Source organism: Halomonas garicola, from assembly GCF_055382465.1.
In genome coordinates this window covers 858,714-885,197 of the sequence record NZ_AP043931.1, presented here as the reverse complement: position 1 = coordinate 885,197, position 26,484 = coordinate 858,714, and the positions used below count along the sequence as shown (strand labels likewise).

At 63.9% G+C, this 26,484-nt stretch carries 22 protein-coding genes; 9 read left to right on the top strand and 13 right to left on the bottom strand.

What is annotated here, in order from left to right:
• Nucleotides 1-96 precede the first annotated feature (96 nt).
• Nucleotides 97-3,156 (bottom strand): SMC family ATPase, encoded by a 3,060-nt coding sequence (locus ACZ46Y_RS04535; RefSeq protein ID WP_311955344.1) that lies wholly within the window; start codon nucleotides 3,154-3,156, stop codon nucleotides 97-99.
• Nucleotides 3,153-4,310 (bottom strand): exonuclease SbcCD subunit D, encoded by a 1,158-nt coding sequence (locus tag ACZ46Y_RS04530; protein WP_311955341.1) that lies wholly within the window; start codon nucleotides 4,308-4,310, stop codon nucleotides 3,153-3,155. The genes ACZ46Y_RS04535 and ACZ46Y_RS04530 overlap by 4 nt, the downstream gene beginning before the upstream one ends.
• 77 nt (nucleotides 4,311-4,387) lie before the next feature.
• Here ACZ46Y_RS04530 and ACZ46Y_RS04525 point away from each other — a divergent pair, with 77 nt between their 5' ends.
• Nucleotides 4,388-4,996 carry a CDP-alcohol phosphatidyltransferase family protein gene (locus ACZ46Y_RS04525; RefSeq protein ID WP_311955339.1) on the top strand — a complete coding sequence of 203 codons (609 nt, stop codon included), beginning with the start codon at nucleotides 4,388-4,390 and terminating at the stop codon, nucleotides 4,994-4,996.
• Here ACZ46Y_RS04525 and ACZ46Y_RS04520 read toward each other — a convergent pair.
• The gene (locus tag ACZ46Y_RS04520; RefSeq protein ID WP_311955338.1) at nucleotides 4,985-5,899 is read right to left on the bottom strand and encodes a LysR substrate-binding domain-containing protein; all 915 of its coding nucleotides are present in this window, start codon (nucleotides 5,897-5,899) and stop codon (nucleotides 4,985-4,987) included. The genes ACZ46Y_RS04525 and ACZ46Y_RS04520 overlap by 12 nt on opposite strands.
• A 169-nt stretch (nucleotides 5,900-6,068) precedes the next feature.
• On the opposite strand from ACZ46Y_RS04520, the gene ACZ46Y_RS04515 reads away from it, so the two are divergent.
• Together ACZ46Y_RS04515 and ACZ46Y_RS04510 are read left to right on the top strand one after the other, a co-directional pair.
• Nucleotides 6,069-7,070, top strand: coding sequence for a YeiH family protein (locus ACZ46Y_RS04515; RefSeq protein WP_311955337.1), 1,002 nt, complete (start codon nucleotides 6,069-6,071; stop codon nucleotides 7,068-7,070).
• Nucleotides 7,071-7,222: 152 nt separating this feature from the next.
• Nucleotides 7,223-8,806: an FMN-binding glutamate synthase family protein gene (locus tag ACZ46Y_RS04510; protein WP_311955335.1), complete on the top strand. Its 1,584-nt coding sequence runs from the start codon at nucleotides 7,223-7,225 to the stop codon at nucleotides 8,804-8,806.
• Nucleotides 8,807-8,861: 55 nt separating this feature from the next.
• Here ACZ46Y_RS04510 and ACZ46Y_RS04505 read toward each other — a convergent pair whose 3' ends face one another.
• The 4 genes from ACZ46Y_RS04505 to ACZ46Y_RS04490 form a co-directional block, all read right to left on the bottom strand.
• On the bottom strand, nucleotides 8,862-9,869 hold the full coding sequence (locus tag ACZ46Y_RS04505; RefSeq protein ID WP_311955333.1) for an ArsA family ATPase: 1,008 nt from the start codon (nucleotides 9,867-9,869) through the stop codon (nucleotides 8,862-8,864).
• 27 nt (nucleotides 9,870-9,896) lie between these two features.
• Nucleotides 9,897-10,190: a cory-CC-star protein gene (locus tag ACZ46Y_RS04500; protein ID WP_311955331.1), complete on the bottom strand. Its 294-nt coding sequence runs from the start codon at nucleotides 10,188-10,190 to the stop codon at nucleotides 9,897-9,899.
• A gap of 97 nt (nucleotides 10,191-10,287) precedes the next feature.
• On the bottom strand, nucleotides 10,288-11,964 hold the full coding sequence (locus ACZ46Y_RS04495) for a carbon starvation CstA family protein (protein WP_311955329.1): 1,677 nt from the start codon (nucleotides 11,962-11,964) through the stop codon (nucleotides 10,288-10,290).
• A 90-nt stretch (nucleotides 11,965-12,054) separates the two neighbouring features.
• Nucleotides 12,055-12,612 (bottom strand): YfaZ family outer membrane protein, encoded by a 558-nt coding sequence (locus tag ACZ46Y_RS04490; RefSeq protein WP_311955327.1) that lies wholly within the window; start codon nucleotides 12,610-12,612, stop codon nucleotides 12,055-12,057.
• A 344-nt stretch (nucleotides 12,613-12,956) separates the two neighbouring features.
• Between ACZ46Y_RS04490 and ACZ46Y_RS04485 the strand changes: the two genes are divergently transcribed.
• Entirely contained in the window at nucleotides 12,957-14,012 is a 1,056-nt protein-coding gene (locus ACZ46Y_RS04485) for a cytochrome-c peroxidase (protein WP_311955326.1), read from the top strand.
• 170 nt (nucleotides 14,013-14,182) lie between these two features.
• Nucleotides 14,183-14,878, top strand: a complete 696-nt coding sequence (locus ACZ46Y_RS04480; protein WP_311955324.1) for an MgtC/SapB family protein — start codon at nucleotides 14,183-14,185, stop codon at nucleotides 14,876-14,878.
• A 47-nt stretch (nucleotides 14,879-14,925) separates the two neighbouring features.
• Here the strand turns inward: ACZ46Y_RS04480 and ACZ46Y_RS04475 are convergent, their stop codons facing one another.
• The 6 genes from ACZ46Y_RS04475 to ACZ46Y_RS04450 form a co-directional block, all read right to left on the bottom strand.
• On the bottom strand, nucleotides 14,926-16,284 hold the full coding sequence (locus tag ACZ46Y_RS04475; protein WP_311955322.1) for a uracil-xanthine permease family protein: 1,359 nt from the start codon (nucleotides 16,282-16,284) through the stop codon (nucleotides 14,926-14,928).
• Between the two features lie 97 nt (nucleotides 16,285-16,381).
• The gene (locus ACZ46Y_RS04470; RefSeq protein ID WP_311955320.1) at nucleotides 16,382-17,731 is read right to left on the bottom strand and encodes an 8-oxoguanine deaminase; all 1,350 of its coding nucleotides are present in this window, start codon (nucleotides 17,729-17,731) and stop codon (nucleotides 16,382-16,384) included.
• Nucleotides 17,732-17,989: 258 nt separating this feature from the next.
• Nucleotides 17,990-19,180 carry an RtcB family protein gene (locus ACZ46Y_RS04465; RefSeq protein WP_311955318.1) on the bottom strand — a complete coding sequence of 397 codons (1,191 nt, stop codon included), beginning with the start codon at nucleotides 19,178-19,180 and terminating at the stop codon, nucleotides 17,990-17,992.
• Between the two features lie 106 nt (nucleotides 19,181-19,286).
• On the bottom strand, nucleotides 19,287-20,999 hold the full coding sequence (locus ACZ46Y_RS04460) for an acyl-CoA dehydrogenase family protein (RefSeq protein ID WP_311955315.1): 1,713 nt from the start codon (nucleotides 20,997-20,999) through the stop codon (nucleotides 19,287-19,289).
• Between the two features lie 149 nt (nucleotides 21,000-21,148).
• A protein-coding gene (locus tag ACZ46Y_RS04455; RefSeq protein WP_407650536.1) for an IS5 family transposase occupies nucleotides 21,149-21,900 on the bottom strand; the annotation gives its coding sequence in 2 pieces (ribosomal slippage) (nucleotides 21,149-21,585 and nucleotides 21,585-21,900; 753 coding nt in all).
• An 80-nt stretch (nucleotides 21,901-21,980) separates the two neighbouring features.
• On the bottom strand, nucleotides 21,981-22,730 hold the full coding sequence (locus ACZ46Y_RS04450) for an IS5 family transposase (protein WP_311881913.1): 750 nt from the start codon (nucleotides 22,728-22,730) through the stop codon (nucleotides 21,981-21,983).
• 155 nt (nucleotides 22,731-22,885) lie between these two features.
• Here ACZ46Y_RS04450 and ACZ46Y_RS04445 point away from each other — a divergent pair.
• The 4 genes from ACZ46Y_RS04445 (at nucleotide 22,886) to ACZ46Y_RS04430 (ending at nucleotide 26,471) form a co-directional block, all read left to right on the top strand.
• A protein-coding gene (locus ACZ46Y_RS04445; protein WP_311957379.1) for an IS5 family transposase occupies nucleotides 22,886-23,739 on the top strand; the annotation gives its coding sequence in 2 pieces (ribosomal slippage) (nucleotides 22,886-23,228 and nucleotides 23,228-23,739; 855 coding nt in all).
• A 41-nt stretch (nucleotides 23,740-23,780) separates the two neighbouring features.
• Nucleotides 23,781-24,254, top strand: a complete 474-nt coding sequence (locus ACZ46Y_RS04440; RefSeq protein ID WP_311957378.1) for a nucleoside deaminase — start codon at nucleotides 23,781-23,783, stop codon at nucleotides 24,252-24,254.
• Nucleotides 24,255-24,277: 23 nt separating this feature from the next.
• On the top strand, nucleotides 24,278-25,489 hold the full coding sequence (locus ACZ46Y_RS04435) for a CynX/NimT family MFS transporter (protein WP_311957376.1): 1,212 nt from the start codon (nucleotides 24,278-24,280) through the stop codon (nucleotides 25,487-25,489).
• 145 nt (nucleotides 25,490-25,634) lie between these two features.
• The gene (locus ACZ46Y_RS04430) at nucleotides 25,635-26,471 is read left to right on the top strand and encodes a hypothetical protein (RefSeq protein WP_311957374.1); all 837 of its coding nucleotides are present in this window, start codon (nucleotides 25,635-25,637) and stop codon (nucleotides 26,469-26,471) included.
• Nucleotides 26,472-26,484 lie beyond the last annotated feature (13 nt).

The window sequence follows — 26,484 nt, the reverse complement described above, 5'->3', positions numbered from 1 at the left end:
AGGATCAACCTGGCCAAAAGCCCGTTACCGTGAAGGGTCAGCCCCGCGAAAGCCAGCCGTTTTACCAGCGCTGATTAAACGCAAGCGCCCGTCGGGTCAGCTGCCGTGCACGGCCACCGTGCTGCCCCGGCGGCCGGCGCTGACCTCAATACGCAGCGGCATCTGCTCTTTCAGCTCGCTGATGTGGGAAATGATGCCGATCATGCGCCCGCCCCGCTGCAGCTCCACCAGGGTGGCGATGGCCTGATCCAGCGCGTCCTGATCCAGGCTGCCGAAGCCCTCGTCGATGAACAGGGTCTCCAGCTGAATGCCACCGGCCCAGGCCTGAACTACGTCGGAAAGCCCCAGCGCCAGCGCCAGCGCCGCCATGAACGACTCGCCGCCGGAAAGCGTGGCCGCCGGGCGGTTCTTGCCGGTATAGGTGTCGGTGACGTCAAGCTCCAGCCCCGAAGCGCGGTTGCCTTTACTCGGCTCCTCCCGACGCACCAGCTGATAGCGCCCGCGGCTCATGCGCACCAGCCGCGCCGAGGCCTGCCGCAGCACGTCGTCGAGCAGCACCCCAAGCACAAACCGCTGCAGGCTCACGCGCTGGCCGGTGCGCCCGTTGGCCACTTCGCTCAGCGTGCCCCACACGCGGTACTCGTCTTCCAGCACCCGCTGCTGCTCCCGGGCCTGGTCCAGCTGCTGCCGAGCCTTTTGGAACTGATCAAGCCGCGCGTTCAGCCGGCGCCATTCGGCATCGAGCCGGGCTTCGTCGGCGCAGGCTCCTTCAGCCCTCTTCTTCAGCGCGTCAAGATCCGGCTGCACTACCCCCTCAAGGCGCGCGCGGCCCGCCTCCAGCAGGCTTTCCAGCCGGGTCAGCCGGTCGCGGTAGTGCTCGACCTCGGCGGCCAGCCGCTCGCCGGTGGCGTCGTCCAGCCGCGCCTGCAAAAAGGCGTCCTCATCGTCAAAGACACTCCGGGCAAGAGCCTGCTGCCAGTCCGCCTCTGCCTGCCGCCGCGCCTCGGCGGCGGTATTCATCCGCTTCTGCGCGGCGTCCCGGGCGGCCTCCCCCCGGGCCAGGGCAGTAGCCGCCCGCTGCGCGCTTTCCCCTGCCTGCTGCCAGGCGTTTTCTCGCCGAGTTATCTCGTCGCGAACGTCGTCGCGCTGCTTCGCCAGCGCCTCGGGCGCGGTCTCGCCGTCAGCCAGCGCCTGGCGCAGCTGTTCGCACTTCCCTTCCCACTGCTGATAGTCGCTCTTGGCCGCCTCCAGCGCCGGGGCGAGCTTTTTAAGCGCCTCGTCCTGGTCGCGCCAGTCCCGGCGCAGCCCGGCCAGCGCCTGCTGCTGTTGCGCCACGTACGCGGCAAGCTCGGTATAGCGCGCGCTTTCCCGGCGCTTGTCCTCGCACTCGCGGCCCAGCGCCTCGAGCGTTATCTCTGCGCGGCCGCCAAGCTCGGCGGCGCATTCGTGGCGCCGGGTATCGTGGTGCTCAAGGCGCTGCTGGAGCATCTTCGCCCGGTGGGCGGCCTGATGCTCGGCATCGAGCGCCGCTTCGTAATCCCGGCGCGCCTCCTTGACGGCGTCTTCGGCCACCGTCTCGCCGTCCTGCTTGGCCGGCGCGGGGTGTTCCAGGCTGCCGCACACCGGGCACGGCGACGCCGGCACCAGCCTGGCGGCGAGCAAGGCCGCCTGACTCTGATGCCAGCGCAGCGCCTGGCGGTCAGCGTTCGCGCTGAGGCGGGCCGTCTCTGCGGCGTGCTTTTCCCCTTCGGCCGTGGCCTCTTTCAGCGTGGCGGCCAGCGCCGGGCGCCGGCCGTCGTGCTCGTCCAGCTGCTGGCGCTTTCGATACTGCGCCTGGAGGTGGTTCAGCGCTTCCCCGCTGCCGGCAAGCGTCTGCTGCTCGTCTCCCGCCTGGCGGATCGCCTCCCCCTGCGTTTCGCCCTGCTGCCTGGTGGCCTCGCGCTGCGTTTCGAGCGCCTCGTACCGCTGAGCCTGCCGGCGCCATTCGCTTTGGGCGGCGTCGCGCTGCTTTTCGTTCTCCGCCAGGTCCCGGCGCTGCTCGAGCGCCCGGATCAGCATCTGCTCTTGCTTTCGCAGCTCGGCGAGGCCGTCGTACTTCTTTTGCGCGCTGGCAAGCGCCTCCTGCGCGGCGGCGGCGTCCTTTTCCTGGGCGGATACGGCCGCGATTTCCTGCTCGAGCGTGCGCTCGGCGTCGGCGGCTTCCTCCTGCGCCCTATGGCGAGCGCTGAACGGCGCGGCAAGGGTCCGGGTCTGCTCGTGGGCCTTGAGCCGCTCCCGCGCATCTTCCACCCGCGCCTCATTCTTCAGGTGATCGGCACGGGCGGCTTCGTGCTCCCGCTGCTGGTCGAACAGCGCCTGGTACTCCTGACCGGTCTGCTCATCGCGCTCGGCGCGCTGGCGCGCCGTCCTTGCCTGGGTCAGCGCCTCCCCGGCGGCCTTTTCCTCGGGGGCGAGCGCCGCCAGGGCGTCGTCAAGCGCGGCTTCGCTTTCCACTTCGCGGGCGTCGAGGATACCCTGCATGCGCTGGCGGTGGTCGTTCACCTCTCGGGTAATGCCCCGGGCCCGCTCGCCGAGCTGATCCTCAATGCGGGAAAACAGGTGGGTCTGAAACAGCCGGGCAAAAATCTGCTCGCGGTCGGCGGAGCTTGCCAGCAGCAGCTCGCGAAACTGGCCCTGGGGCAGCACCATGACCTGGCGGAACTGCTTGGCATCCAGCCCCAACAGCGCCTGCACTTCGGCGGTGGCGTCGTTCACCTTGCGCGCGACCAGGCACTCGTCCACCTCGCCGTCGGCATCGAGCCGCCACAGCTGGGCTTCGGGCTGATGCGTGGTAGTGCCTTCGCCCCGCGCCTTGGGGCGCTCCTGCTGGGGCACCCGGCGGATCCGGTAGTTCGTCCCGCGCAGGCGAAAGTCGAGGGTGACCTCGGTCAGCAGGCCGTCGGCGGCCTGGTCGCAGCGCATCTGGGCGGGCTCGCGCTCGTTGCCCGTGGTCTGGCCGTACAGGGCAAAGCACAGGGCGTCGAGAATCGAGCTCTTGCCCGCACCGGTGGGGCCGTTGATCAAAAACAGCGGGCTTTGCCCCAGCGCGGCAAAGTCCAGCGTCTGGGTGGCGGCAAAAGGGCCGAAAGCCTGAAGGGTAAGCGCCAGGGGCGTCATGTCACGCCCTCCTCGTCGCGCTCTTCGCGCTCCAGGCGCCCGATCAGGCCCTCGACGGCGGCTTTCTGATCGTCATCCAGCGCCTCGCCGCTGACCTGCTGGAAAAAATCGCCGAACAGCGCCAGGGCGTCCAGCCCGCCGTGCCGCCGCGCCCTGGGCGCTTCGCCGGCTGGGGCCAGCATGCCGGGCTTTTCCAGATGCAGCACGTTGGGGTAGACCGCGCGCAGCTTGCCCATGGGGTCGAGGATGGCGTAGCGGTCGGTGAGGCGTACCAGCAGGTAGTCGTCCGGAGCGGGGTCAAGGGCTGCGCCGGCGATGACGTCGTCCAGCTCGCCTTCCAGCACGCGCACGTCGCGAACCGGCGCCAGCGCCACGGGCTTGATGTCCACCGCGCCGGTGGCGTCCACATCCACCAGGGTAACGCCCTTGGTATGGGGGGCTTCGGAGAAGCTGTACTTCAGCAGCGAGCCGCTGTAGCGGATGTGCGCCTCGCCGCGATACTGGGGGCCGTGCAGGTGGCCAAGAGCAACGTAGTCGAACCCGCGCATGGGCTCCCAGGCGACGCTTTCCGCGCCGCCCAGGCTCAAGGGCCGTTCGGAATCCGAGGCGCTGCCGCCGGCGACGAAACAGTGGCTCATGAGCACCGCCCGGCGGTCGGGGTCGCGCTGCGCGTCGATGCGCTCCAGCAGGTAGCGGTGGGCGGCGTCGAAGTCGCGCACGTCAACGCCGAAATGGCTGCGCACCTGCTCGGGGTCGGCGTAGGGGATGCCGTAGATATCAACCTCAACGCCGCCGGCCGCAAGCGTCACCGGGTCAGCGATAGCGTCCAGCGTAGAGAGAATATGCAGCCCGGACTGGCGCAGCTGGCGCGAGCCAAAGCCCAGCCGGCGGGCGCCGTCGTGGTTGCCGGAAATCATCACCACCGCTACGCCGCGCGTTTCGCACAGCGCGTGCAGCACCGCGTCCAGCAGCGCCACCGCCGCGGCCGGCGGCACCGAGCGGTCATAGACGTCGCCGGCGATGAGCACGGCGTCGATCCGTTCGCGGTCGACCACCTCCAGCAGCTGATCAAGAACGGCGCGCTGGTCTTCCAGCAGCGAAAGATTATGCAGCAACCGGCCCAGATGCCAGTCGGCAGTGTGCAATAGGCGCATCCCGGCCCCCGTGAGTGGTGTATCGTGTGGCGCCAGTCTAGCGCCCTTCAAGCCCGCAGAATACAAGGAACGCCGCCATGCTCGACCGCTTCATCATGCCGCTGACCCACCGCCCGCTTGAGCGGATCGCCCGCCGGTTCTACGGCCGGGTGACGCCGGACCAGGTAACGCTCGGTGCCTTTGTCATCGGCATGCTCGCCCTGCCGCTGCTGGCGCTTGAATACTACGGCTGGGCGCTTGTGGCAATTGCGCTCAACCGCCTGGGCGACGGCCTGGACGGGGCGCTTGCCCGGCTTGCCGGCGAAACCAGCGATGCCGGCGGTTTTCTCGACATCGGGCTGGATTTCGTCTTCTACGCCGCGGTGGTGTTCGGCTTTGCCCTGGCCGACCCGGCGGCCAATGCGCTCGCCGCGGCGTTTTTGCTGCTGGCCTTTATCGGCACCGGGACGTCGTTTCTGGCCTTTGCCATTGCTGCCAATCGGCGCGGCATAAAGCGCCCGCGCTTTCCGCAAAAGGCCTTCTATTACATGGAAGGACTCACCGAAGGCACCGAAACCGTGGTCGCGCTTACGCTGTTCTGCCTGTTTCCCGAGCACTTTGCCTGGCTGGCCACGCTGTTTGCCCTGGCCTGCCTGGTCACCACCGCCACCCGGCTGTGGGGCGGCTACCGCGCCCTACGCCGCTAGCGCCGTGTCGCGCTGCTCGACCAGATACACCTTGAACGCCTGCCACAGCGGGCTTCTGTAGCGCTCCGGGTGCCACACCAGCGAAAACGTCCGCGATAGCGCAAGCTCGCTTTCAAGCGCCACCAGCTCGCCCCGGGCCAGCTCGCCGGCGACGCTCAGCCGGGACAGGCAGCCAAGCCCAAACCCGGCCTTGACCGCCTGCTTGATGGCCTCGTGCTGGCTCAGCTCCATGCGCACGTTGAGCTGCTTGACGTGGCCAAGCGCGGCCGCTTCAAAGATCTCCCGGGTGCCCGAGCCGTTCTCGCGAAGGATCCACTGGGCCCTGGCAAGCTCGGCATCGCTGACCCCGGGCGCCGGCTTTTGCGCCAGCGGATGGTCGGGCGCGACAATAATCACCAGGCGGTCTTCGCACCAGGCCTCGCTTTGCAGCCGGGGCTCGTGGCAGAGCCCTTCGATCAGCCCCAGGTCGGCGTCGAAGCGCAGCAGGTCGTTGACGACCTCGCCGGTGTTGCGCAGTTTAAGGCGCAAATCGGCCCCCGGATGGGTATCGCTGAAGCGCCCGGCCAGGGGCGGCAGCAGATAGGTGCCCACGGTGGCGCTTGCCGAGACGTTGAGCGTGCCCTGCAGGGTGCCGTCGGGCTCTTCGGCGGCGGCGACGAAGTCCGCCATGCCGTCGAGCAGGCGCTCGGCCCGGGGGAGCAGCGCCCGGCCCATGTCGTTCAGGCGCAGCCGGCGCCCCAGCCGCTCGAAAAGCGCCACGCCCAGGTGGCGCTCCAGGTCGCCCAGCGCCTGGCTGGTGGCCGACTGGGACAGGCGCAGCGCCCGGGCGGCGGCCACCACCGTGCCTTCCCGGGTGACGGCAACAAAGACTTCCAGCTGGCGAAAAGTAACGGCGTGGCGCATGGCGGCGCGCTCTCCGGTGCGGTGAATGACGTAGCTAATCGGAAAAAAGCAACGATGGGCTGTCGATCTTATCGGTTTTACCGAACAGTCATATAGTTATTTTACGATAATCATATAACCGTTCAGCGCATAGACTGAGCCACAGATTTCATTTTTCAGGAGTAACGTCATGTGGCAAGGCCTGTTTCTGTGCGCCGCCCTAACCCTTGCGGGCTTTGGTATCTCGCTGCTGCCCGGCATTGCCGAGAGCGGCGTCAGCCCGCTGGTATTTTCCCTGCTGCTGGGGCTGGTGCTGGGTAACCTGCCCATCGCCCGCGGACTTGCCTCCTCCGCCCAGCCGGGGCTCAAATTTGCCACCCGCTGGCTTTTACGCGGCGGTATCGTGCTATTCGGCTTTTCGCTCACCGTGCAGCAGGTTTTCCACCTGGGGCCGAAAATCATCCTGCTGGATATCATCGTCATCAGCTGCGTGGTGACCGCGGGCTATTTCATCGGCACGCGCCTTCTGGGCATGGACCGTGAAACCACCCTGCTGACCAGCGCCGGCAGCGCGATCTGCGGCGCAGCGGCGGTGCTGGCAACGGAAACCACCATCCGCTCGCGGCCGGCGGCGGCGTCCATGGCGGTCGCCACGGTGGTCCTGTTCGGCACCCTGGCGATGCTCGTTCACCCGCTGCTCTACTCGGTCCTGCACATGACCGAAGGCCTCTACGGCGTGTACATCGGCGCCACCGTCCACGAAGTGGCACAGGTGGTCGCCGCCGGCGACGCGGTTGGCCCCGAAGCGTTGACCAACGCCATTGTGGTCAAGCTGGTCCGGGTGATGCTGCTGATCCCCTTCCTGCTCATCGTCGGCCAGTGGTGGCTGCGCAAGAATGCCGCCCAGGCCACAGAGGGCGGCGAGGCGGCCAAGCTGCCGATTCCCTGGTTTGCCTTCGGCTTCATGGCCATGGTCGGCGTCAACAGCGTGCTGCCCCTGCCCGCCGTACTGCACGACACTCTGGTGCTGGGCGGCCAGCTCGGCCTGGCCATGGCCATGGCCGCACTGGGCTTTGAAACCCGCATCGAAAAGCTCCGTGCGCTGGGTATCCGCCCGTTCATTCTCGGCCTTATTCTGTTCGCCCTGCTGATCGGCGGCGGCGGCGCGGCAAGCCTTTTGCTGATGGGCTAACGCCGGCCCCAGTCGGACACCCCTACCTGAAGCGGCCCCAGCGGCCGCTTTTTTTATCGCCATCGGCCAATGAATTGAAGGTTCCAGCGCAGACGCGCACTATACGCAGGTACTTTGAGTAGCACGTTAAACACCGGTGTTTGAGGGGTCTCATGTTTGGCAAGCCAAAAGTAATTTACTACGCGTTCCTGATTCTTTCGGCCCTTCTGGGTGTTCTTCTTGCCTTCCAGGCGCCCCAGTGGCTGTGGCTGTGGTGCGTACTGCCGGCGCTTGGGGCGCTGGGGGCGTGGGATCTCAACTCGCACAGCAACGTGCTGCGCAACTACCCCATCGTCGGCCATTTGCGCTATCTGTTCGAGTTCATCCGCCCGGAAATGCGCCAGTATTTCTTCGAATCCGACCTCAGCGGCCGGCCGTTCAACCGCTCCCAGCGAGAGATCGTCAACTCCCGGGCCAAAGGTCAGGGAGCCACCTCGCCGTTCGGCACCCGGCGTGACATGGAGGACACCGGCTTTCACTTCGTCCAGCATTCCATGGCGCCCAAAACCGTGCATATTCGCCATGCCCGGCTGACCATCGGCAACGCCCAGTGCACTCGGCCGTATGACTCCTCGCGGCTGAACATTTCCGCCATGAGCTTCGGCTCGCTTTCCGCCAACGCCGTGGCAGCGATGAACAAAGGCGCCAAGCTCGGCGACTTTGCCCAGGACACCGGCGAAGGCGCCATCAGCCCCTACCACGAGGCCCACGGCGGCGACCTGATCTGGGAAATCGCCAGCGCCTACTTTGGCTGTCGCAACGACGACGGCTCGTTCAACGCCGAAAGCTTTGCGCAAAAGGCCACCCTTGATCAGGTCAAGATGATCGAACTCAAGCTCTCCCAGGGGGCCAAGCCCGGCCACGGCGGGCTCTTGCCCGGCACCAAGGTCAACCGCGAAATTGCCAGCACCCGGCATATACCCGTGGGCAAGGACTGCGCCTCACCGGCGAGCCATCCGGAGTTCGACTCCCCGGCGGGCATGCTCCAGTTTCTCCAGCGCCTGCGCGAGCTGAGCGGCGGCAAGCCGGTGGGCTTCAAGCTGTGCCTGGGCCGCCACCACGAGTTCATGGCGGTGTGCAAGGCCATGCTGGAAACCGGCATCGTCCCCGACTTCATCACCGTGGACGGCGCCGAGGGCGGCACCGGCGCCGCCCCCACGGAGTTTTCTGACTTCATCGGCACCTACATCAACGAGGCGCTGCCCTTTGTGCATAACTGCCTTCGGGGCATCGGCAAGCGCGAAGAGATTACCGTGATCGCCAGCGGCAAGGTGGCCATGGGCTTTGACATGGTGGAAAAGCTCGCTCTGGGCGCCGACATGTGCAACGCCGCCCGGGCGTTCATGTTTTCGGTGGGCTGCATTCAGGCGCTGCGCTGCCACGCCAACACCTGCCCCACCGGCGTTGCCACCCAGGATCCGGCGCGCACCCGCTCGCTGGACGTGGAAGCCAAGTCAAAACAGGTGCACAACTACCACAAGGCCACCGTGGCCTCGTTCATGGACATCGTCGGCACTCTGGGGCTCGACAGTCCCGACGAGCTGGGGCCCCAGCACGTGTATCGCCGTTCGCAAAAAGGCCCGTCGCGCTCCTGCGTTTACCTCCACCCCCGGGTGGAGTCCGGCGCCTTCCTCAGAGGCGACGTGCCGGTCGAATACGCCGAGGCCTGGGAGATGGCCCGGGCCGAGCATTTCTAAGCTCGATCCGACCACTCGTCTCAAACCCTCAACTCACACCCCGGCGCTCAAGCGCTTAAAACCCGGCGGCTTCCAGGTGGCCGGCCAGCTCCTCGAGCGCCTCAAGCCCCTGGATATCGGTTGCCAGCAGGGGCAGCTGGGGGCACGGGTAGCCGGCAAGTTCGCGGTCAATGCGCTCAAGGTACTGCGCCTCCTGCTCCCGGCGGCGGCGTAAAAACTCGCCGTCGGCGCTTGCCGGAAGCACCCGGTTAACCAGGGTGGCGGCCACCGGAATCCCCGCCTCCTTCAGCGCCTCAACCGAGCGCACGGTTTCCAGAATCGGCAGCCGCTCGGGCGTCAGCACGAACACAAAATTGCTCACGCTTTTGTCCTCCACCGCCCGGCGCGCCTGCATAAACAGCCGCCGGCGGCGCTTGAGCGTCTCGGCGATGGAGCGGGCGCGGTCGTCGAGATCGCTTTCGTTTTCGTTGGCCGGGTCGGCAAAGGGCGAGGCCACGTCCTGTCCGCCCTTGGGCGTTAAGTGCTTGAGCACTTTGCCCAGCTCCTCGGACTTGCGACTGTGGGATAAAAGCCCGTCGGTCCAGGCCGCCATGGCCTCGGGCAGGCTCAACAGGCGCAGGGTGTGGCCGGTAGGCGCGGTGTCAAACACGATCAGATCGTAATCTTCGCCTTCGTCCACCACCAGCCGGGCGATGCGCTCCAGCAGCGCCGCCTCCTGGGTACCCGGCGACTGTCGCGACAGGCGCATCTGGCGCTCCATCTCGTCCATCATCCGCGGCACGGTAAAGCGGCGCATCTGACCGGTGACGCGCTTCAGATGCGCTTCAACCTCGGCGCCGGGGTCGATCTCCATGGCATCAAGCCCCGGCGCCAGCCGGCGCGGCGCATCGCCCAGGTCGTGGTCAAACACGTCGCCCAGGCTGTGCGCCGGGTCGGTGGATACCACCAGCACGTTGCGCCCGCGGCCGGCCGCCAGCAGCGCAAGCGACGCCGCGACGCTGGTTTTCCCCACGCCGCCCTTGCCGCCTACCCAAAGCAGGCGGCGGTCGAGAAGTTCTTTCATGATTGGCCTTCTGCGTTATCAGGCGTTTCAGCAGCAGCGCATCTCATCCAGGGGCGAATGCTCCATGCCCATGCGCAAATGCCAGTCGTGGAAGCGCTCGAGCATCAGCGGCTGCAGCTCCAGGGTGTAATACCCCACGGGGTTGGGCACGCCCATCAGCTCGGAAAACACCATCAGCATGAACAGGTCGTCTTCGTCGCGCTTGGCGCGTGCGATAGCGCCCCGGTAGGGGGCGCTGTAGTATTCTTCGGCCAGGTAGCGGGCCCGGCCCAGCCAGGCCCTGAGCTTTTCCCGCCGGGTCAGGTCGGCGTCGTCAGGCATGCGTCCTCCCGCATAAAAGCGTTTTACCCCTTGCATGGTAACGCAAAAAAGGCGGCCCGCAGGCCGCCTTGCATAACATACCGCAGCCGATGCTGCGCTATTCGGCAGCCTGTTCGGCTTTTTCCTGACGCAGGCGCTTGAGCGTGGCGGCACACTCCAGGGCGACCAGAATCGAGGCGATCAGCACCACGATATCCAGCCCCAGCAGGAAGTAGTTGTCCGCCTCATAGAAGCTTTTCAGCTGGATGAACAGCGCCAGCACCGTCATCACCAGCAAAAAGATCAGCGGTGCTACGGTGTACCACACCGGCCGCCCCAGGCGCATAAGCATCACCGAGACCACCAGCAGCGTGAGCCCCGCCAGCAGCTGGTTGGTGGTGCCAAACAGCGGCCAGATGAGCAGCCCGCCGGAGCCGTCGGCCCCCGCGCCGAAGGCCAGCACCAGGCAGGTTACCACCGCCAGGAGCGTAGCCACGGCCGGCTTTTTCATCCACTGCTGGTTATAGATCTCGCCCCACTCCTGGAAGATGTAGCGCTGCAGGCGCAGGCCGGTATCCATGGTGGTGCCGGCAAAGAGGGCCGCCATCACGGTGAGAAGCGTCGCCGCGGTGGTTTCGGGCAGACCGAGGCCGCTGTTGATGATGTAGGCGCCGCCGTCGACGAAGGCGTTGACGCCACCCTTGCCGAAGGCGTCGTACATCGCGCTCCAGTCGCCGTAGGTGGCAAAGCCCGCGGTGGCCGCAAGGATCGCGCCCAGCGCCAGCATGCCCTCGCCCACGGCGCCGAAGTAGCCGACAAAGCGCGCGTCGGTTTCCTTGTTCAGCTGCTTGGAGGTGGTACCGCCGGCGACCAGCCCGTGGAAGCCGGAAATTGCCCCGCAGGCAATGGTGACAAACAGCAGCGGCAGCATGGGCGGTGCGCCTTCGGGCACGTCGGCGTTGACCATGGGCGCAACCAGGGTGGGGTTGAACACCACCAGCGCGCCGTAAAGGATGATCAGGCCGATGAACAGCTGCAGGCCGTTAATGTAGTCCCGGGGCTGCAAAAGCATCCACACCGGTAAAAGCGAAGCAATCGCCGCGTAGCCAAACAGGATCAAAATCCACACCGCGTTGCCCGACATCGCGCCTACCTGCTCGGGCATCTGCACCGGCACCGAGGGGCCAATGCCGATCAGCGCGTACAGCGCCACCACGCCGATGACCGAGACCACGGCCAGGCTAAGAATCCGCCGGTAGATCAGCTGGCCGATCACCAGCGCCACCGCAATCGCACCCCACACCGGCACCACCGCGCTTGGGTATTTCATCATCAGCCCGGCGATGACCACGGCAAACACCGCGTTGACCATCAGCAGGAGCAAAAAGATGACGATCATGAACACGCTGCGCGCGCGCTTGCCGACCACGTCGCCGGTGAGCGCCCCCACCGAGCGCGCCTTGTTGCGCACGCTGGCCCAGACCGCGCCGGTATCGTGCACGCCGGCGAACAGCACCGTGCCGAACACCACCCACAGAAAAGCCGGCAGCCAGCCCCAGATCACCGCAATGGCGGGTCCCACAATGGGCGCGGCACCGGCCACCGAGGTAAAGTGGTGACCCCAGAGCACGTAGCGATTGGTGGGCACGAAGTCCACGCCGTCTTCGAACTCGTGGGCCGGGGTTTGAAAGTCCGGATCCAGCCGGAATATCTTCTCGGCGATAAACTTCGAGTACACCAGGTACCCAAGCGCCATCGCGGCAAGGCCCAGCGCCAATATAATAACTGCACTCATGAACGGTTCCCTTCACGGATTGCGGTTTTGTTGTGAACCCTCATATGTCGCAGACGCCCACCCCGGCGTCAACCACCCGCCGGCGCCGGCTTAAAAGCCTACGCTAATGCCAAAGACCGTTCCGCGGTCCAGGGTTCGGGTGCTCTGGTGGTCAAACTGCGTGCGGTAGTAGCGGTAGCCGCCGAACGCGTAGGTCTGCGACGTCAGCTTGATACGCGCCTCGGCGCCGTAGTCGTAGCTCTCCTTGAGATTGCCGTGGGTCAAGCCTTCCGGGGTATAAAAGCCGTAGCCGCCAACTCTGAGCAGCGGCACCGGCGTGGGCACAAACACCGAGCCGCCGATCCCCACGCCGCCGCCGTCACCGTAGTAGGTGTCCTGGTACTGGTAACGGGCGCCGACTTCGACGTCGGCTATCGGCAAGGGCGGTGAAAACATCAGCGAGCCGGAATAAATATCCGCATGGTGGCCGCTGTCATCCGAGGTGAAGTACCCCGCGCCGGCGCGCACGGTGGGCAATATACTCTGGCTTGCCTGGACGCCGTAGCCGTCCTGGTGGGCATTGGCCGAGACGCTCAGCGCCATGGCGCTCTGGCTGAAGGCAAACAGCGCCGTTGTCGACGCCAGCAGCACAGCGGATTGTTTCAACATGACTTGGATTTCCTGAAAAACAAGCGAAAGACAGCCGGCGCCTGAGCACCGGGCACGAAGCCCAACTATCATACACGCACGCATGTTTATTGCGGGTAAAGTGCGGGCAAAAAGACGTTTTCTGACTTACCGTTGGCCATCACTTCCCCATGCTCGCCGGCAAGGCTTATTGATATACGTCAAGGAAACTACGGATTTCTGACGCCAACGGCTTTAAAACTACCCCTTTTGGGTTATCTTCAAGGTTAAGAACGCATTAAAAAAAGCACGGCACGCGATGCCCGTCGCGGTCGCGTAACGCCGTGCGCGCAGCACCGTGAAGCATAAAATCAAGGGAGCACTCCATGGCACACCGCACACTGGGGACGCTGGCCGCTGCTGGCCTACTGGTATTGGCCGCCGGCGCCGGCGCCGACGAGCTGCAAGAGCGCGCCGCTAAGCAGTTCAGCCCCATCCCTAAGTACCCGCCGGTGATCGACGGCAACGAAATGACCGACGACAAGATCACCCTGGGCAAAATGCTGTTTTTCGAGCCGCGCCTGTCGGCCAGCCACCTGATCAGCTGCAACACCTGCCACAACGTGGGCATGGGCGGCCATGACTACCTGCCGGTTGCCATCGGCCACGGCTGGCAGAAGGGCCCGCGCAACTCGCCCACGGTGTATAACGCCGTGTTCAACGCCGCCCAGTTCTGGGACGGCCGCGCCGCCGACCTGGCCGAACAGGCCAAGGGCCCGGTACAGGCCGGCGTGGAAATGAGCAGCACCCCAAAGCGCGTTGAAGACACGCTTAACAGCATGCCCGAGTACGTCGAGCGCTTCCGCCGAGCCTTCCCCGGCGAAGAAAATCCGGTTTCCTTCGACCGCATGGCCACCGCCATCGAAGCCTTTGAGGCCACGCTGATCACCCCCGACGCGCCCTTCGACCGCTACCTGCGCGGCGACACCAACGCCCTCGATACCCAGGAGCAGCGCGGGCTTTCGCTGTTCATGGACAAGGGCTGCGTCTCCTGCCATAGCGGCATCAACCTGGGCGGCCAGAACTACTATCCGTTTGGCCTTGTTGCCCGCCCGGACGGCAAGATTCTCCCCAGCGGCGACAAGGGCCGCTTTGCGGTGACCGAAACCGAGTCGGACGAATACGTGTTCCGCGCCGCGCCGCTGCGCAACATCGCGCTGACCGCGCCCTACTTCCACTCCGGCGCCGTCTGGGACCTGGAAGAGGCCGTGGCCGTGATGGGCACCGCCCAGCTCGGGGCCGAGCTTGGCGAGGAGGAAGTCACCGACATCACCGCCTTCCTGCACACGCTGACCGGCGACGTGCCGAGCATCACCTACCCCGAGCTGCCGCCGAGCACCGACGCCACGCCGCGCCCGGACCCCAGTGCGCCGACGCCGTAACGCCGGTCCTCCGACCGTTTCTCCCGTACGGGCAGCCCTGGCTGCCCGTTTTGTTTGGCGGCACTGGCAGCTGGCGTAGCGCCGCATTATGCTACGTTTTGATAACTGAGTGACTTGATGACCCAACGCTGCTCAAGCGGCGTTTCTTCCGCGCGCTTCAGGAGCCTGCCATGTCCGACGACACCACGACCCTGCTGCTCTACCTTGGCGCTGCCTGGCTGGCGGGCAGCCTGATCGGCCTTGAACGCAGCTTTCACGGCCGCCCGGCGGGGTTTCGCACCCACGCGCTGGTGTGCGCCGCCTCGGCGCTGCTGATGCTGCTTTCCACCCACCAGGCCCAGTGGCTCGACCCCAGCCTGCCGATGTCGTCGATCCGCGCCGACCCCACCCGCATGTCCCAGGGCATCATGACCGGCATCGGCTTTCTCGGCGCCGGGGTCATCTTCAAGGAAGGGCTCACGGTACACGGGCTGACCACCGCCGCCTCGATCTGGATGACCTCGGTGCTGGGTATCCTTTACGGCGTGGGCTTTCTTTTGCCCGCGGTGGTCGCCACGGTGGCGACGCTGTTGACGCTTTCGCTGTTCCGCCGGGTGGAGTCGCTCATTCCCACCGAGCTCTTTGCCGACCACGAAATCTGCTATCCCATCGACGCCGTGGAAGACGAAGACCAGGTGCGCGCCCTGATCGCTCGCCACGGCTGCAAAGTCAAGACCATGAGCTACCGGCTGAGCAAAAACGGCCAGCTGTTCCACTATTCCATGGTGCTGCAAACCCACGGCCACAAGAACCTGGCCCGGCTGGCGGCGACCCTGCGCCAGTCGCAGACCATTGTGGAATACCGCCTGACGCCGTCCGGCGGCTAAAGCCAAAAGCGCCCGTCATAAAGGCGGGCGCTTCTCTTTCGGCGGCGCTAGGCGCTTTCGCCGACGCTCTCCCTGTCGTGCGGCAGCACCAGATTGAGCACGATGGCGATCAGCGCGCCGGGGATCAGGCCCGACTCGATGATCGCGCGCACGTTTTCCGAGTAGGTGGCGAACAGCTCTTCCTGGGCCGGCAGGCCAATCGCCGCCGACAGCGACAGCCCGATAATCACCATGTTGCGCTTGTTGAAATCGATGCCGCTGAGCATCTTGATGCCGGCGCTCGCGATCATGCCGAACATGATCAGCACGGCCCCGCCGAGTACCGCATCGGGAATGCTCGACACCACGCCGCCCAGCTTGGGGAAGAGCCCGGCAAGCATCAGGAAGGTGCCGCCGATGGCCACCACGTAGCGGCTGACTACCCCGGTCAGCGCCACCACGCCCACGTTCTGGCTGAAGCTGATCTGCGGGTAGGCGTTGAAGATGGCGGCAAAGACGCTGCACAGCCCGTCGGCCATGACGCCGCCGGAAAGCTCCCGCTGCGTGGGCTCGCGGTTAAGCCCGCCCGCCGTGGTACCGACGATATCGCCGATGGACTCAGCACAGGTCACCAGCGACAGCAGCACAATGGGCAGGATCGCCGCCAGTTTGAACTCGATACCGATAGCCAGCGGCACGGGCAGCGAAAACCACTCCGCCTCGCCGACGCTTGCAAAATCCACCGCGCCCATCAGCAGCGCGACCACGTAGCCCAGCAAAAGCCCGGCAAGCGGGGCGATTTCCGACCAGATCCCACGGCCGAACTGGTGCATGCCCAGGGTCACCACCAGCACCACCGCCGCCATGAGAAGGTGGCGCGGCGCGCCGAAGTCGCTCACGCCGAAGCCGCCGCCCACGTGGGAGAAAGCCACCGGCATGAGCAGCACCCCGATCATGATCACGAAGGTGCCCGTGACCACCGGCGGAAAAAGAAAGCGGAACCAGGGCAGCAGCAGCCCCACCACCGCCATGGCAATGCCGCCGCAGAGTGCGGCCCCCAGCGCGGCGGGCACGCCCATGCCCACGGCAATGGGAATGAGGATGGGCACAAAGCCGAAGCTCGTCCCCATGACAATGGGCAGCCGCGCGCCGATGCGGCCAATGCCCAGCGACTGAATAAGCGTTGCCACCCCGGCGACGAACATCGCCGCCTGGATCATCAGCGTGGTTTTGGCCTCGGACAGATCCGCGGCGTTGGCGATGATAATGGGCACCGCGACGTTGCTCACAAACATCGCCAGCACGTGCTGAATGCCCAGCGGTATGGCGCGCCCCAAAGGCGGCATGGCGTTGACGTCATGGGTGCTGCGCACGGGTTTAGGTTCGGCTGCCGTGGCATCCTCGGGTGCTGCGTTCGCATCAGACATGGCAATATCTCCTGCCGGTTGGCGTTGTTGTTGTCTTGCTGTTGTCGACGTGCTGTAGCGGTAAGAAATCAGCGGTTAGGCATCGTCGCGACGGGGCTCAGCTTCGCAGCCGGCGGGCCGCCGCGTCGTGGCGGTGCAGCAGCGCGTCAAGGTCCACGCCGCAGGGTTCGCCGTTCATCACCTTCCAACGGCCGGCCACCATCACCCGGTCGGCCCGGTGGGCACCGCACAGCAAAAGCGCGGCCAGCGGGTTTTCCGCGCCGGAGAAGCGCGCCTCGTCCAGGGTGAAAAGCGCCAGGTCCGCCTGCTGGCCGGGCTCGAGCCCGCCGATGTCGCTGCGCCCCAGGCAGGCCGCGCTGCCCTGGGTGGCCCAGCGCAGCACCGTCTCGTGAGATAGCTGATCGGCGCCGTAATGCAGCCGCCCGAGCAGCAGGGCCTGGCGCATTTCTTCGGCGAGGTTGGAGTGGTCGTTGGAAGCCGAGCCGTCCACGGCGATACCCACCGGCGCGCCGGCGCGCTCAAGCTCAAGGGTGCGGCACATTCCCGAGCCCAGCACCATGTTGGACGACGGGCAGTGGGCAATGCCGGTGCCCGCCCGGCCCAGGCGGCGGATCTCGTCGTCGTTGAAATGGATGCCGTGAGCAAGCCAGGTGCGATCGGACAGCCAGCCGCAGTCTTCGACGTAGTCCAGCGGGCGCATGCCGAAGAGCTTTTCGCAGTAGGCGGTTTCGTCGGCGGTTTCCGCCAGGTGGGTATGCAGGCGCACGTCCTTTTCCCGGGCCAGCTGGGCGCTTTCGCGCATCAGCTCGCGGCTCACGGAAAACGGCGAGCACGGCGCCAGCGCCACGGTGATCATGGCGCCGTCGCCGCGCTGGTGATAGCGCTCGATCAGCCGCTCGCTGTCGGCAAGGATCGTCGCCTCATCCTGCACCACGGACTGCGGCGGCAGCCCGCCGTCTTCCTGGCCTACGCTCATCGAGCCCCGGGTCAGCGAAGCGCGCACGCCAAGCGTCTCGGCGGTCTCGACCTGGCGGTCAATGGCGCCGGTGAGCTTGCCGGAAAACACGTAGTGGTGGTCGGCCACGGTGGTACAGCCGGAGAGCAGAAGCTCCACCATGGCAAGCTCGCTTGCCAGGCCCAGCTGGTCTTCGTCGAGCTCGGCCCAGACGTCGTAAAGCGTGGTTAGCCAGGGAAACAGCGCCTTGTTCAGCGCCGGCGAATAGGCCCGGGTCAGGGTCTGGTAAAAATGGTGGTGGGTATTCACCAGTCCCGGCAGCAGCACGTGCCGGGAGGCATCGAACACCTCGTCTACCGGCGATGCCGGCTGCGCCCCGGCGGCGACTTTCTCGACGATGCGCGAATCGCGTATCACCACGCCGCCGCGCGCGTCGTCATCCAGGCAGGCCAGCGGGTTACGCACCCAGAGGGTGCGGGAGCTATCAGTCATGACACTTTCCTCGGCTCGGGAAAGACCGCCCTTTTACCGCGACGAAGGGTTACCCACGGCTCGGTGGTTCAGGTGCCTTGCACAATGCCGGTGGCAGTCGTTTTGTCTAGAGGTCTTGTCGTCAGGCGTTGTATACCGTCTTTGCGGCTTGTTGTGCACTCACGACAGGTCGAGTGTCATGCAAAGCTGACCAAAAGGTCAACTACCGGCTTAGCCGTTCGCCTATCGACTTTAGCCGCACTCTGGCTCCCCTCGATATCACCCCTTGACCACGGCCAGCGGCGCAAGCTCGACCTGGACGTCGACGAGGTCGGTCTGGTTGCGCATGACCGTGTCGATATCCTTGTACGAGCCCGGGGCCTCATCCAGATCCTTGCGCCCGCGCAGGGCGTGAAGCACCCCCTGCTCCTTGAGCCGCTTCACCTCCGCCTTGAAATCCAGCGTCTTGCGCGCTCGGGCCCGGCTCATCACCCGCCCCGCGCCGTGGGAGCAGGAGTGGAAGGAATAGGCCTCGCCCTTGCCCGTGACCAGAAAGGAGCGCGTGCCCTGGGACCCGGGGATCATGCCCCACTCGCCGGCCCGGGCCCGGGTCGCCCCCTTGCGGTGAACCATCACCCGCTCGCCGAAATGCTCCTCCTCGGCGGCGAAGTTGTGGGGCTTGTTGATAAAGTGCGAGAAGTCGACATCGCCCAGCACATCGACAAAGGCCTGCTTGACCCGCTCCATCATCAGCTGCCGGTTGGCCAGGGCAAACTCGAGGCAGTAGTTCATTTCATCCCGATACAGAGCGAAGAATTCGGACGTATTTGGCAGGTGCGACAGGTCCGGCGGCAGCGGATCTCCGTCGGCTTCGTTCAGGCTTTTTGCCACCTCGTGATAGTGGCTGGCCACGGTGAAGCCCAGGTTGCGCGAGCCGGAGTGGACCATGATCCAGATATAGCCGTCCGAGCCTTTCTGCACTTCGATGAAGTGGTTGCCGCCGCCCAGGGTGCCCAGCTGATAAAGCGCTCTTTCGTACTGCTGATTGACCACGGGCAGCTCGCCTTGACGCTCGGGCATCCAGGCATCGTCCTGGGGCGTTTTGTGGTGCGCCGACCCCACGGGGACGGTCTTTCGGACCTGTTTCATGATCGCTTTCAGCTCCGCCGTGCCGATATCGTCAAGGTCCGTTCGCAGCGAACCCATGCCGCAGCCGATATCCACGCCCGCGGCGTTGGGGACGATAGCGTCCCGGGTGGCGAGCACCCCGCCAATGGGCATACCGTAGCCCTGGTGGCTATCGGGCATGATGGCGATATGACGAAAGGCATAGGGCAGATTGGCCAGATCCCGGGCCTGATCCAGCGCCCCCTGCCCCAGCGCCTTCTCATCGAGCCACAGCTTGATCGGCAGCGTCTCGGTATCGATCACTGCCTTTCCCGAAAACGGCCTGATGCTTTTCTGTGTCATCCAAACCTCCTTTCCAACTTTCTTTAAAATCTCCTTTAAAACTTTCTTTAAAATCTCCTCTACCGTGCCGCACGGCGGGGCCGACGACCGCGCCTTGGCGTATCGATTACGCCTTCCAGGCTAACATTTCTTCTATTACCTCCCTTGACGGCACCGATTCAGGGGTTAGCGTTTCGCCTTCGGCGTGACGGCGTAAATACTGAAGCGTCGGCTCGATCCATGGCGCATTGGCACCGTCGCGCGCCTCGATCATGACGCTCATCTGAAACAGGCGCGTAAGTCGGTTAAAAAAGGCGGGGGCGTTATACTGCATGGCTTCGCTATCCATCGCGAAAAGTTCCTTCGAGTACGCCGTCAGCGTCTCGCTTTCCTGTTTTATCCAGTCGCCGTGCGCCGGGTCGGAGGCGGCGCGTTCGATTTTTTCCAGCATCACGGCGAGCCCTTTCGACTTCCCCGAAGCGCGAAGCATATCGAGCAGCATGATGTTGCCGGCCCCTTCCCAGATGGGCAGCACCATGACGTCGCGCATCAGCTTGGGCATAACCTGATCTTCGATATAGCCGATACCGCCCATTAGCTCCATGGCTTCGCGCGTCAGGTAAACGCCAACTTCTGCCGACCACTTCTTGACCATGGGCGTCAGCAGCCGAAGCAGGCTGGCCTCGTCTTCATCCTGGCTATCCAGCGCTTCGACGGCGCGCCACACCAGATAAAAGCAGGCGGTATTCAGGGCGGCCAGCTCCGCCAGCTTTTTGCGGACAAGCGGATGTTCCAGGGCGTTCTTGCCAAAGGTGTCGCGCCCCGTTAAAAACTGATAGGCCTCGATCAGAGCGCGCTTGGACGCCGAGTGGGCGGCCATCGAGTTATACACCCGGGAAAGATTGATCATGGCCGTCATGATCTTAAACCCCTGGCCTTCCTCGCCGACCAGTGTCCCCCGCGTTTCCTGCAGCATAATCTCGGCGCTGGCCATGGAGCGCACGCCCAGCTTGTCTTTCAGCCGGATGATCTCCATCGGATTCTTTGTGCCATCGGGCAGCGCTTTTTCCACCAGGAAAATGGAAAGACCGGACGTACCTTTTTGATCCGGGCGGGTTTTATCAGGACGGGGTTTATTGGAGTTAGTCCGCGCCAGAACAAAGGCAATATCCCCGTTGGCGTTGCTGCAAAACCATTTTTCCCCGGTCAGCGCGTACGTTTTGCCTTCCAGGTGCTCGGCCACCGCAAGCGTCGCGCCGACGTCAGACCCGCCCGCCTTTTCCGTCAGGTACATGGCCCCGGTTTTCATCTCGGCAAAAGTGGAGGTGTAAATCGCAGGCAGCAGGCGCGCCTTATCCTCTTCGTCGCAAAACTGATCGATGAGCACGGCCGCCCCGTCGGTCATGCACAGCGGACAATACGCTCCGGTTTCTGCCAGGGCGTAGAGTGAGCTAATGCCAAAGCTCATCAGGTGGCGCTCCCGGGGAAATCGCTTTCTCCACTCCGGGCTCCACTTGACCGTCAGCATTCCGCTTTCCACCGCAATATCCATCAGGCGATGGTAGGCGGGATGAAACTCGACCTGATCGAGTGCCACCCCCCAGGCGTCGCGCTTATTGAGCCTGGGACCCTGGCGATCGGCTTTCAGGGATAAAGCATCCATTTCCAGGGCCGCCGTCTTCCCCGTTTGCTTAAGCCTCCCTTTAATTGCTTCGTAGGCTTCCGCAGAGAGCTTTCGCCTTAAAAAATCCTGCAGCATTACATCGCTGGTATAAAAGTTAGCGCTGCTTCTGTAGCTGCTATTGAGCACGCGGTTTTTATCCGCCGGATAGTTCGCCATCGTGATCACCCTGTTGTTATCGGTGCCTTGAATAAATCGGGGCCGTTTTCCCGATTCTCTTAATCATCTTTAGACTCTCAGGCTAGCAAAGGGCCCGGCGGCGGTTTGCCAGCCTCCCCCTCTTTTATTACCCTAGGGGGCGTTAACAATTAGGCCAGCCATATGGCGGCTGACACGAGGCAGAGGAGTGACTGGTAGTTTCTTGCCAGTCGCTCATAGCGTGTAGATAACCGCCGGAACTTCTTGATTTTCTGAAAGAACCTCTCCACCAGATTGCGATCTTGGTAACAGTGCCAGTCTACTTCAATGCGCGCCAAACGATTCTTTTTCGGAGGAATCACCGGCTCGGCACCTGCGGCCTGAATCATGTCCCGCAGAGCAGTGGAGTCATACCCCTTGTCGCCCAGCACCGCTTGCGGGGAAAAACCTTCCAGTAGAGCGGGAGCAGCACCATACTCCGACGCCTGGCCCGGTGTGAGAACCAATCGTACTGGGTTACCTAACGCATCGACTGCGGCATGAATTTTGGTGCTCAATCCGCCTCGAGATTTGCCCATGGCTTCGACGTCTTGCGTGTTTTTTTTGACGCTCCATGCTGGTGCACCCTGACGATGCTACCGTCGATCATCAGCTGCTCTAGATCGGGATCGTCGGCTACTGTGTCAAAAATACGCTGCCAAACGCCCTTTCGTGACCAACGGTTATACCGCATGTAGACGGTGTGCCAGCGCCCAAAAGATTCGGGAAGATCACGCCACGGGGCGCCGGTCCGAGCGATCCAGAGCACGGCTTCCACGAACAGGCGATTGTCCTTGGCAGTTACCCCACAGTCTGAGGCTTTGCCGGGGAGCAGGTGCTCGATTCGCTCCCACTGATCATCGCGTAACTTCAACCGACTCATGGCCCACCAAAATCTATGAATACTAAATCAGTTTAAACGAAACTAATGATTGTTAACACACCCTAGGGCCTGTTGACGTTTCACATTGGTAGCCATAAAAAGCCGCATGCCAAGGCCACCATGCTTTCGTAATTTCGTTTGAGCTTATCGTAGCGCGTCGCAATGGCGCGATACGGTTTCAATCGAGCAAAGGCATTCTCAACCAGATGCCGGTAGCGATATAACCCTCTGTCCAGATTGGCATTTCCTTTTTTCGAGTTACGCCTGCGTGGAATGACGGCAGCCATTCCTTTGGCTTCGACCTGCTCACGGATACGTTCACTGTCATAGCCTTTGTCAGCCACCAGCGCGTCACCTGCCGGCAAACCGTCAATCAATGCCTGGGCTTCCGTGCTGTCGTGCACTTCACCCCCGGTTATTCTGAAGGCGATCGGCAACCCATAAGCATCCACGGCCAAGTGGATCTTGCTGGTATTGCCTGCACGACTTTTGCCAATGGCTTCTGCATCTTCCGTGGCAGCCCCAGTGCTATCTTGGTGAGCCTTGACGTAGGAACCATCAATAAATAGCCACTCGACATCAGGATCTTCCACCAGAGAGATGAAAATCCTCATCAGCTTTCCACTCGCTGACCAGGCGTTGAAGCGCTTGTAGACCGTGTTCCAGGGGCCAAACGCCTCCGGTAGGTCCCGCCACGGGCAGCCGGTTCGCATCCGATAAAGGATGCCTTCCACCGTGGTACGCAGATCGGTCTTGTCATAAATACCTTGTTGAAGCAGGATAGATTTCAGCTTCGGCCAGTGTTCATCCGTGAGCATTTGTCGGGGCATGGCAGGCTTGCAGTTTGTTGGCTTAGGAACCTTTATTCTGTGAGCTTGCCCCTATCCTGCCAATACCCCTGCCATGAAACGTCAACAGACCCTAGGTTTTGTACGAAAAGTGGTTTCTGCTAAGTTTGCCCATACCGTAGCAGCATAGGTGACGTATGGCAGGTCGTTACGAGGTCTCAAACCACGGCTGGTCGTTGATTGAGGATATTGTCTCTCCGCCACAGCGCATGGGAAGGCCCAGACGAGACGACCGGCAAATACTGAACGGTATTTTCTGGGTGCTGTGCTCTGGCGCTAAATGGCGAGATGTGCCAGAGCGCTATGGTCCGTGGACCACCGTGTATGAGCGTTTTCGTCGCTGGCGAGACGATGGCACCTTCGATGCCGTCCTCGAACGGCTGCATCTTCAACTGCGAGAAGACGGGCTGATGGATTTGGATACATGGATGGTCGACTCCACCTCCATTCGTGCCACGCGGGCTGCCTCGGGAGGTGGCAAAAAGGGGGCTCAAACGAACCGTTAGATCACGCGTTGGGCCGTAGTCGTGGCGGATTGACCACCAAAATTCATCTGCTATGTGATCGTCACGGCTGGCCCCTAACCTTCAGTGTATCGCCCGGACAGGACGCCGATTCACGCCACTTTGTTTCCACCCTGGAAAGCGTTCGCCTACCCGGATACCGCGGGCGGCCTCGCAAGCGTTGTCGCTATGTGGTGGCGGATAAAGGCTATGATAGCGAGTCTCTGCGCCGGTACTGCGATCGCCACCATATGAAGCCGATCATTCCTCAGCGCAACATGCATCGTAAACCTCGGCCCGGCTTACCCCATGGGTTTGATAAGCCGAAATATCGTGAGCGTAATGCCGTGGAACGTTGCATTGGCTGGCTCAAGGAGCTGCGGCGTATTGCGACACGCTATGACAAGTTGGCTCGCAGTTTTCGTGCCATGGTATGCCTTGCGTGCATACATCGTTGCTTGCGAGCCAACTTTTCGTACAAAACCTAATGTATAATAAGTATCGGGAATTCAAGAAAAAGGAATAGCTGATGACCTCGGAAACGTCGCGTTTCGATGAGCAGATGATCGGTCAGGCCGTCACGCTGGCCCTGGCCAACGTGGACAAGGGCGGGGAGCCGTTCGGCGCCGTTTTGACCCGAGGGACCGAGATCGTCGCCGAAGGCGTCAACGACGCCTGGATCGACCACGACCTGACCGCCCACGCCGAAATCCAGGCGCTGCGCCACGCAGGCAAAGCCGAACGGCAGGCACGCCACCCGGGCACGACCATGTACGCCAGCGGCAAGCCCTGCGCCATGTGCATGGCGGCGATGATCCAGGCCGGCGTGGCGCGCATTGTGTTCGCCGCGGATGACGACCTGGGCGGCCCCTACGGCTTTTCCACCGAAGCGCTGTACCGGCAGATGCAGGGCGACTTCGGCCGCCAGGGCATCGACGTGGTTCATCTCCCCCACCCCGAGAGCCGGGAAGCGTTCGAGCGCTTTCAGGCCCGGCAAGGCTGAGCCCGCGGCAGGGAGACACATCGATGACGGCACAGGCGGGAGCGTCCCGGCAGCATGCCCTGGTCATGCTGGCCATCATCCTCGTCGGCTTTAACCTGCGCCCGGCCATCACCTCGGTGGGGCCGCTGCTGGGCACCATCCGCGACCAGCTGGGCCTGGCCAACTGGAGCGCCGGCATCCTCACCGGCCTGCCGCTGGTGGCGTTTGCCGTCATGTCCCCGCTGGCCCCGGCCATCGGCGGCCGGCTGGGCAACGCGCGCAGCATTCTGCTCGGCCTGCTGCTGCTTACCGGCGGCATCGCCGTGCGCTCCCTGCCGTGGACGCCTACGCTGTTCGTCGGCACGGCGGTCATCGGCGTCGGCATTGCCCTGATGAACGTACTCCTGCCGGCCTTCATCAAGGACAAGCTGCCCCATCGCGTGGGCCGGATGACGAGCATCTACTCCACGGCCATGGCGATTCTCGCCGCCACCGCCGCCGGTCTTTCCGTGCCCCTGGCCAGGCTCGGCGGGCTTGGCTGGAGCTTTTCCCTGCTCGCCTGGGGGCTGATGGCGCTTGTGGGCATCGCCGTCTGGGTCATTATCGACCGCACCGAACGCCGCAACGGCAGCGCCGCGGCGCCGGCCGTGCAGCCGCCGCCGCCCGTCAGCCTGTGGAAGTCGCCTCTGGCCTGGCAGGTCACCTTCTTTATGGGCCTGCAGTCGTTCGTTTTCTATGTCCTCGTCTCCTGGCTGCCGGAGATGATGCACGACTTCGGCTTCTCGAGGGCCGCCTCGGGGTGGATGCTTTCCTATATTCAGTTCATCAGCCTGCCGGGCACCTTTTTCGCTCCGATTCTCGCCGAGAAATTCCCCCACCAGCTGGGCATTATCGCCCTGATCGGCAGCGGCGGCATCGTCGGCTTTACCGGGCTGCTGCTCGGCGGCCCGATGCCGCTCATCGTCTTCTGGATCACTATCCTGGGGCTCGCATCGGGATCGTCGATCAGCCTGTCGCTGGCCTTTCTCGGCATGCGCACGAGAAACGCCGTGCTGGCAGCCAGGCTATCGGGCATGGCCCAGTCGGTGGGCTATGTGCTGGCCGCCACCGGCCCGCTGCTGATCGGCTTTCTGTACGACCTCACCGGCACCTGGAGCGGGCCCATCATCACCATGATCGGCGTCTATGCGCTGCTGACCGTTGCCGGGCTGGGCGCGGGCAGAAACCGGTACGTGGAAGATACCCCAGCTCACTGAAGCCCGCCGCGATCAACCACTCGCGCGGCCGCCCGGCAGCCAAAGGTTTCTTGTAACGATCTTTTTTTAACGACCTCTGGTAACGACCTCTTGTTTTGCCCCGGCACGGAGGAAACATAAGCAAATAAAGATATAGGTAACGCCATTGTTCAGCGATTTAGTCAGCGATCTTGATCACTATTCGGTAGAGCCGGACCTGCTGTTGAATGTGCCCTACGTGCCCACGGACGAAAAAGTCGTCGACGAAATGCTGAGTCTGGCCGGCGTCGGCCGCCGGGACGTGCTCTACGACCTGGGCTCCGGCGACGGCCGGATCGTCGTCGCCGCCGCCATGCAGCGCGACGCGCGCGCCGTGGGTATCGAGCTTGACCCGCTGCGCGTGGCCGACGCCATGGACTATGCGGGCTCGACGGGGGTGGAATACATGGTCGACTTTGTCGAAGACGACATCTTCACCGCCGACATCAGCGAAGCCACCGTCGTCACCCTCTACCTACTCGACTCGGTCAACGTGGATCTGCGCCCCAAGCTGCTCAGCGAGCTTGCCCCGGGCACGCGGATCGTCTCCCACGCTTTCAACATGGGCGACTGGCAGGCGGACGAGCGGCGCACCTTCAGCGGCGCCATCGTCTATCTGTGGATCGTCCCTGCCCGGGTCGCCGGCACCTGGGAGTGGCGAGCTCCGGACGGCGGCCAGTATCGCGTCACGCTCGAACAGAAATACCAGCGCGTGACCGCCAGCGCCTGGTGCAACGGCCGCAAGGCCCGGGTGAAAACGGCCAAGCTCAGCGGCAGCCGGCTGACGCTGCTGCTGCGCGGAAGCGAGACCGCCCTGCTCGAGGAATACACCCTCGAATTCGCCGACGGCCGGCTGATCGACGCCACCGCCGACGAGGAAACCATCGCCCGGGCCCGAACGGCTCCGCCTGTGGCTTCCGGCGCGCGCAACGAGGAAGGCCCCGCCGCAGCGAGGCCTTCCTGACTCAGTGAGTAAA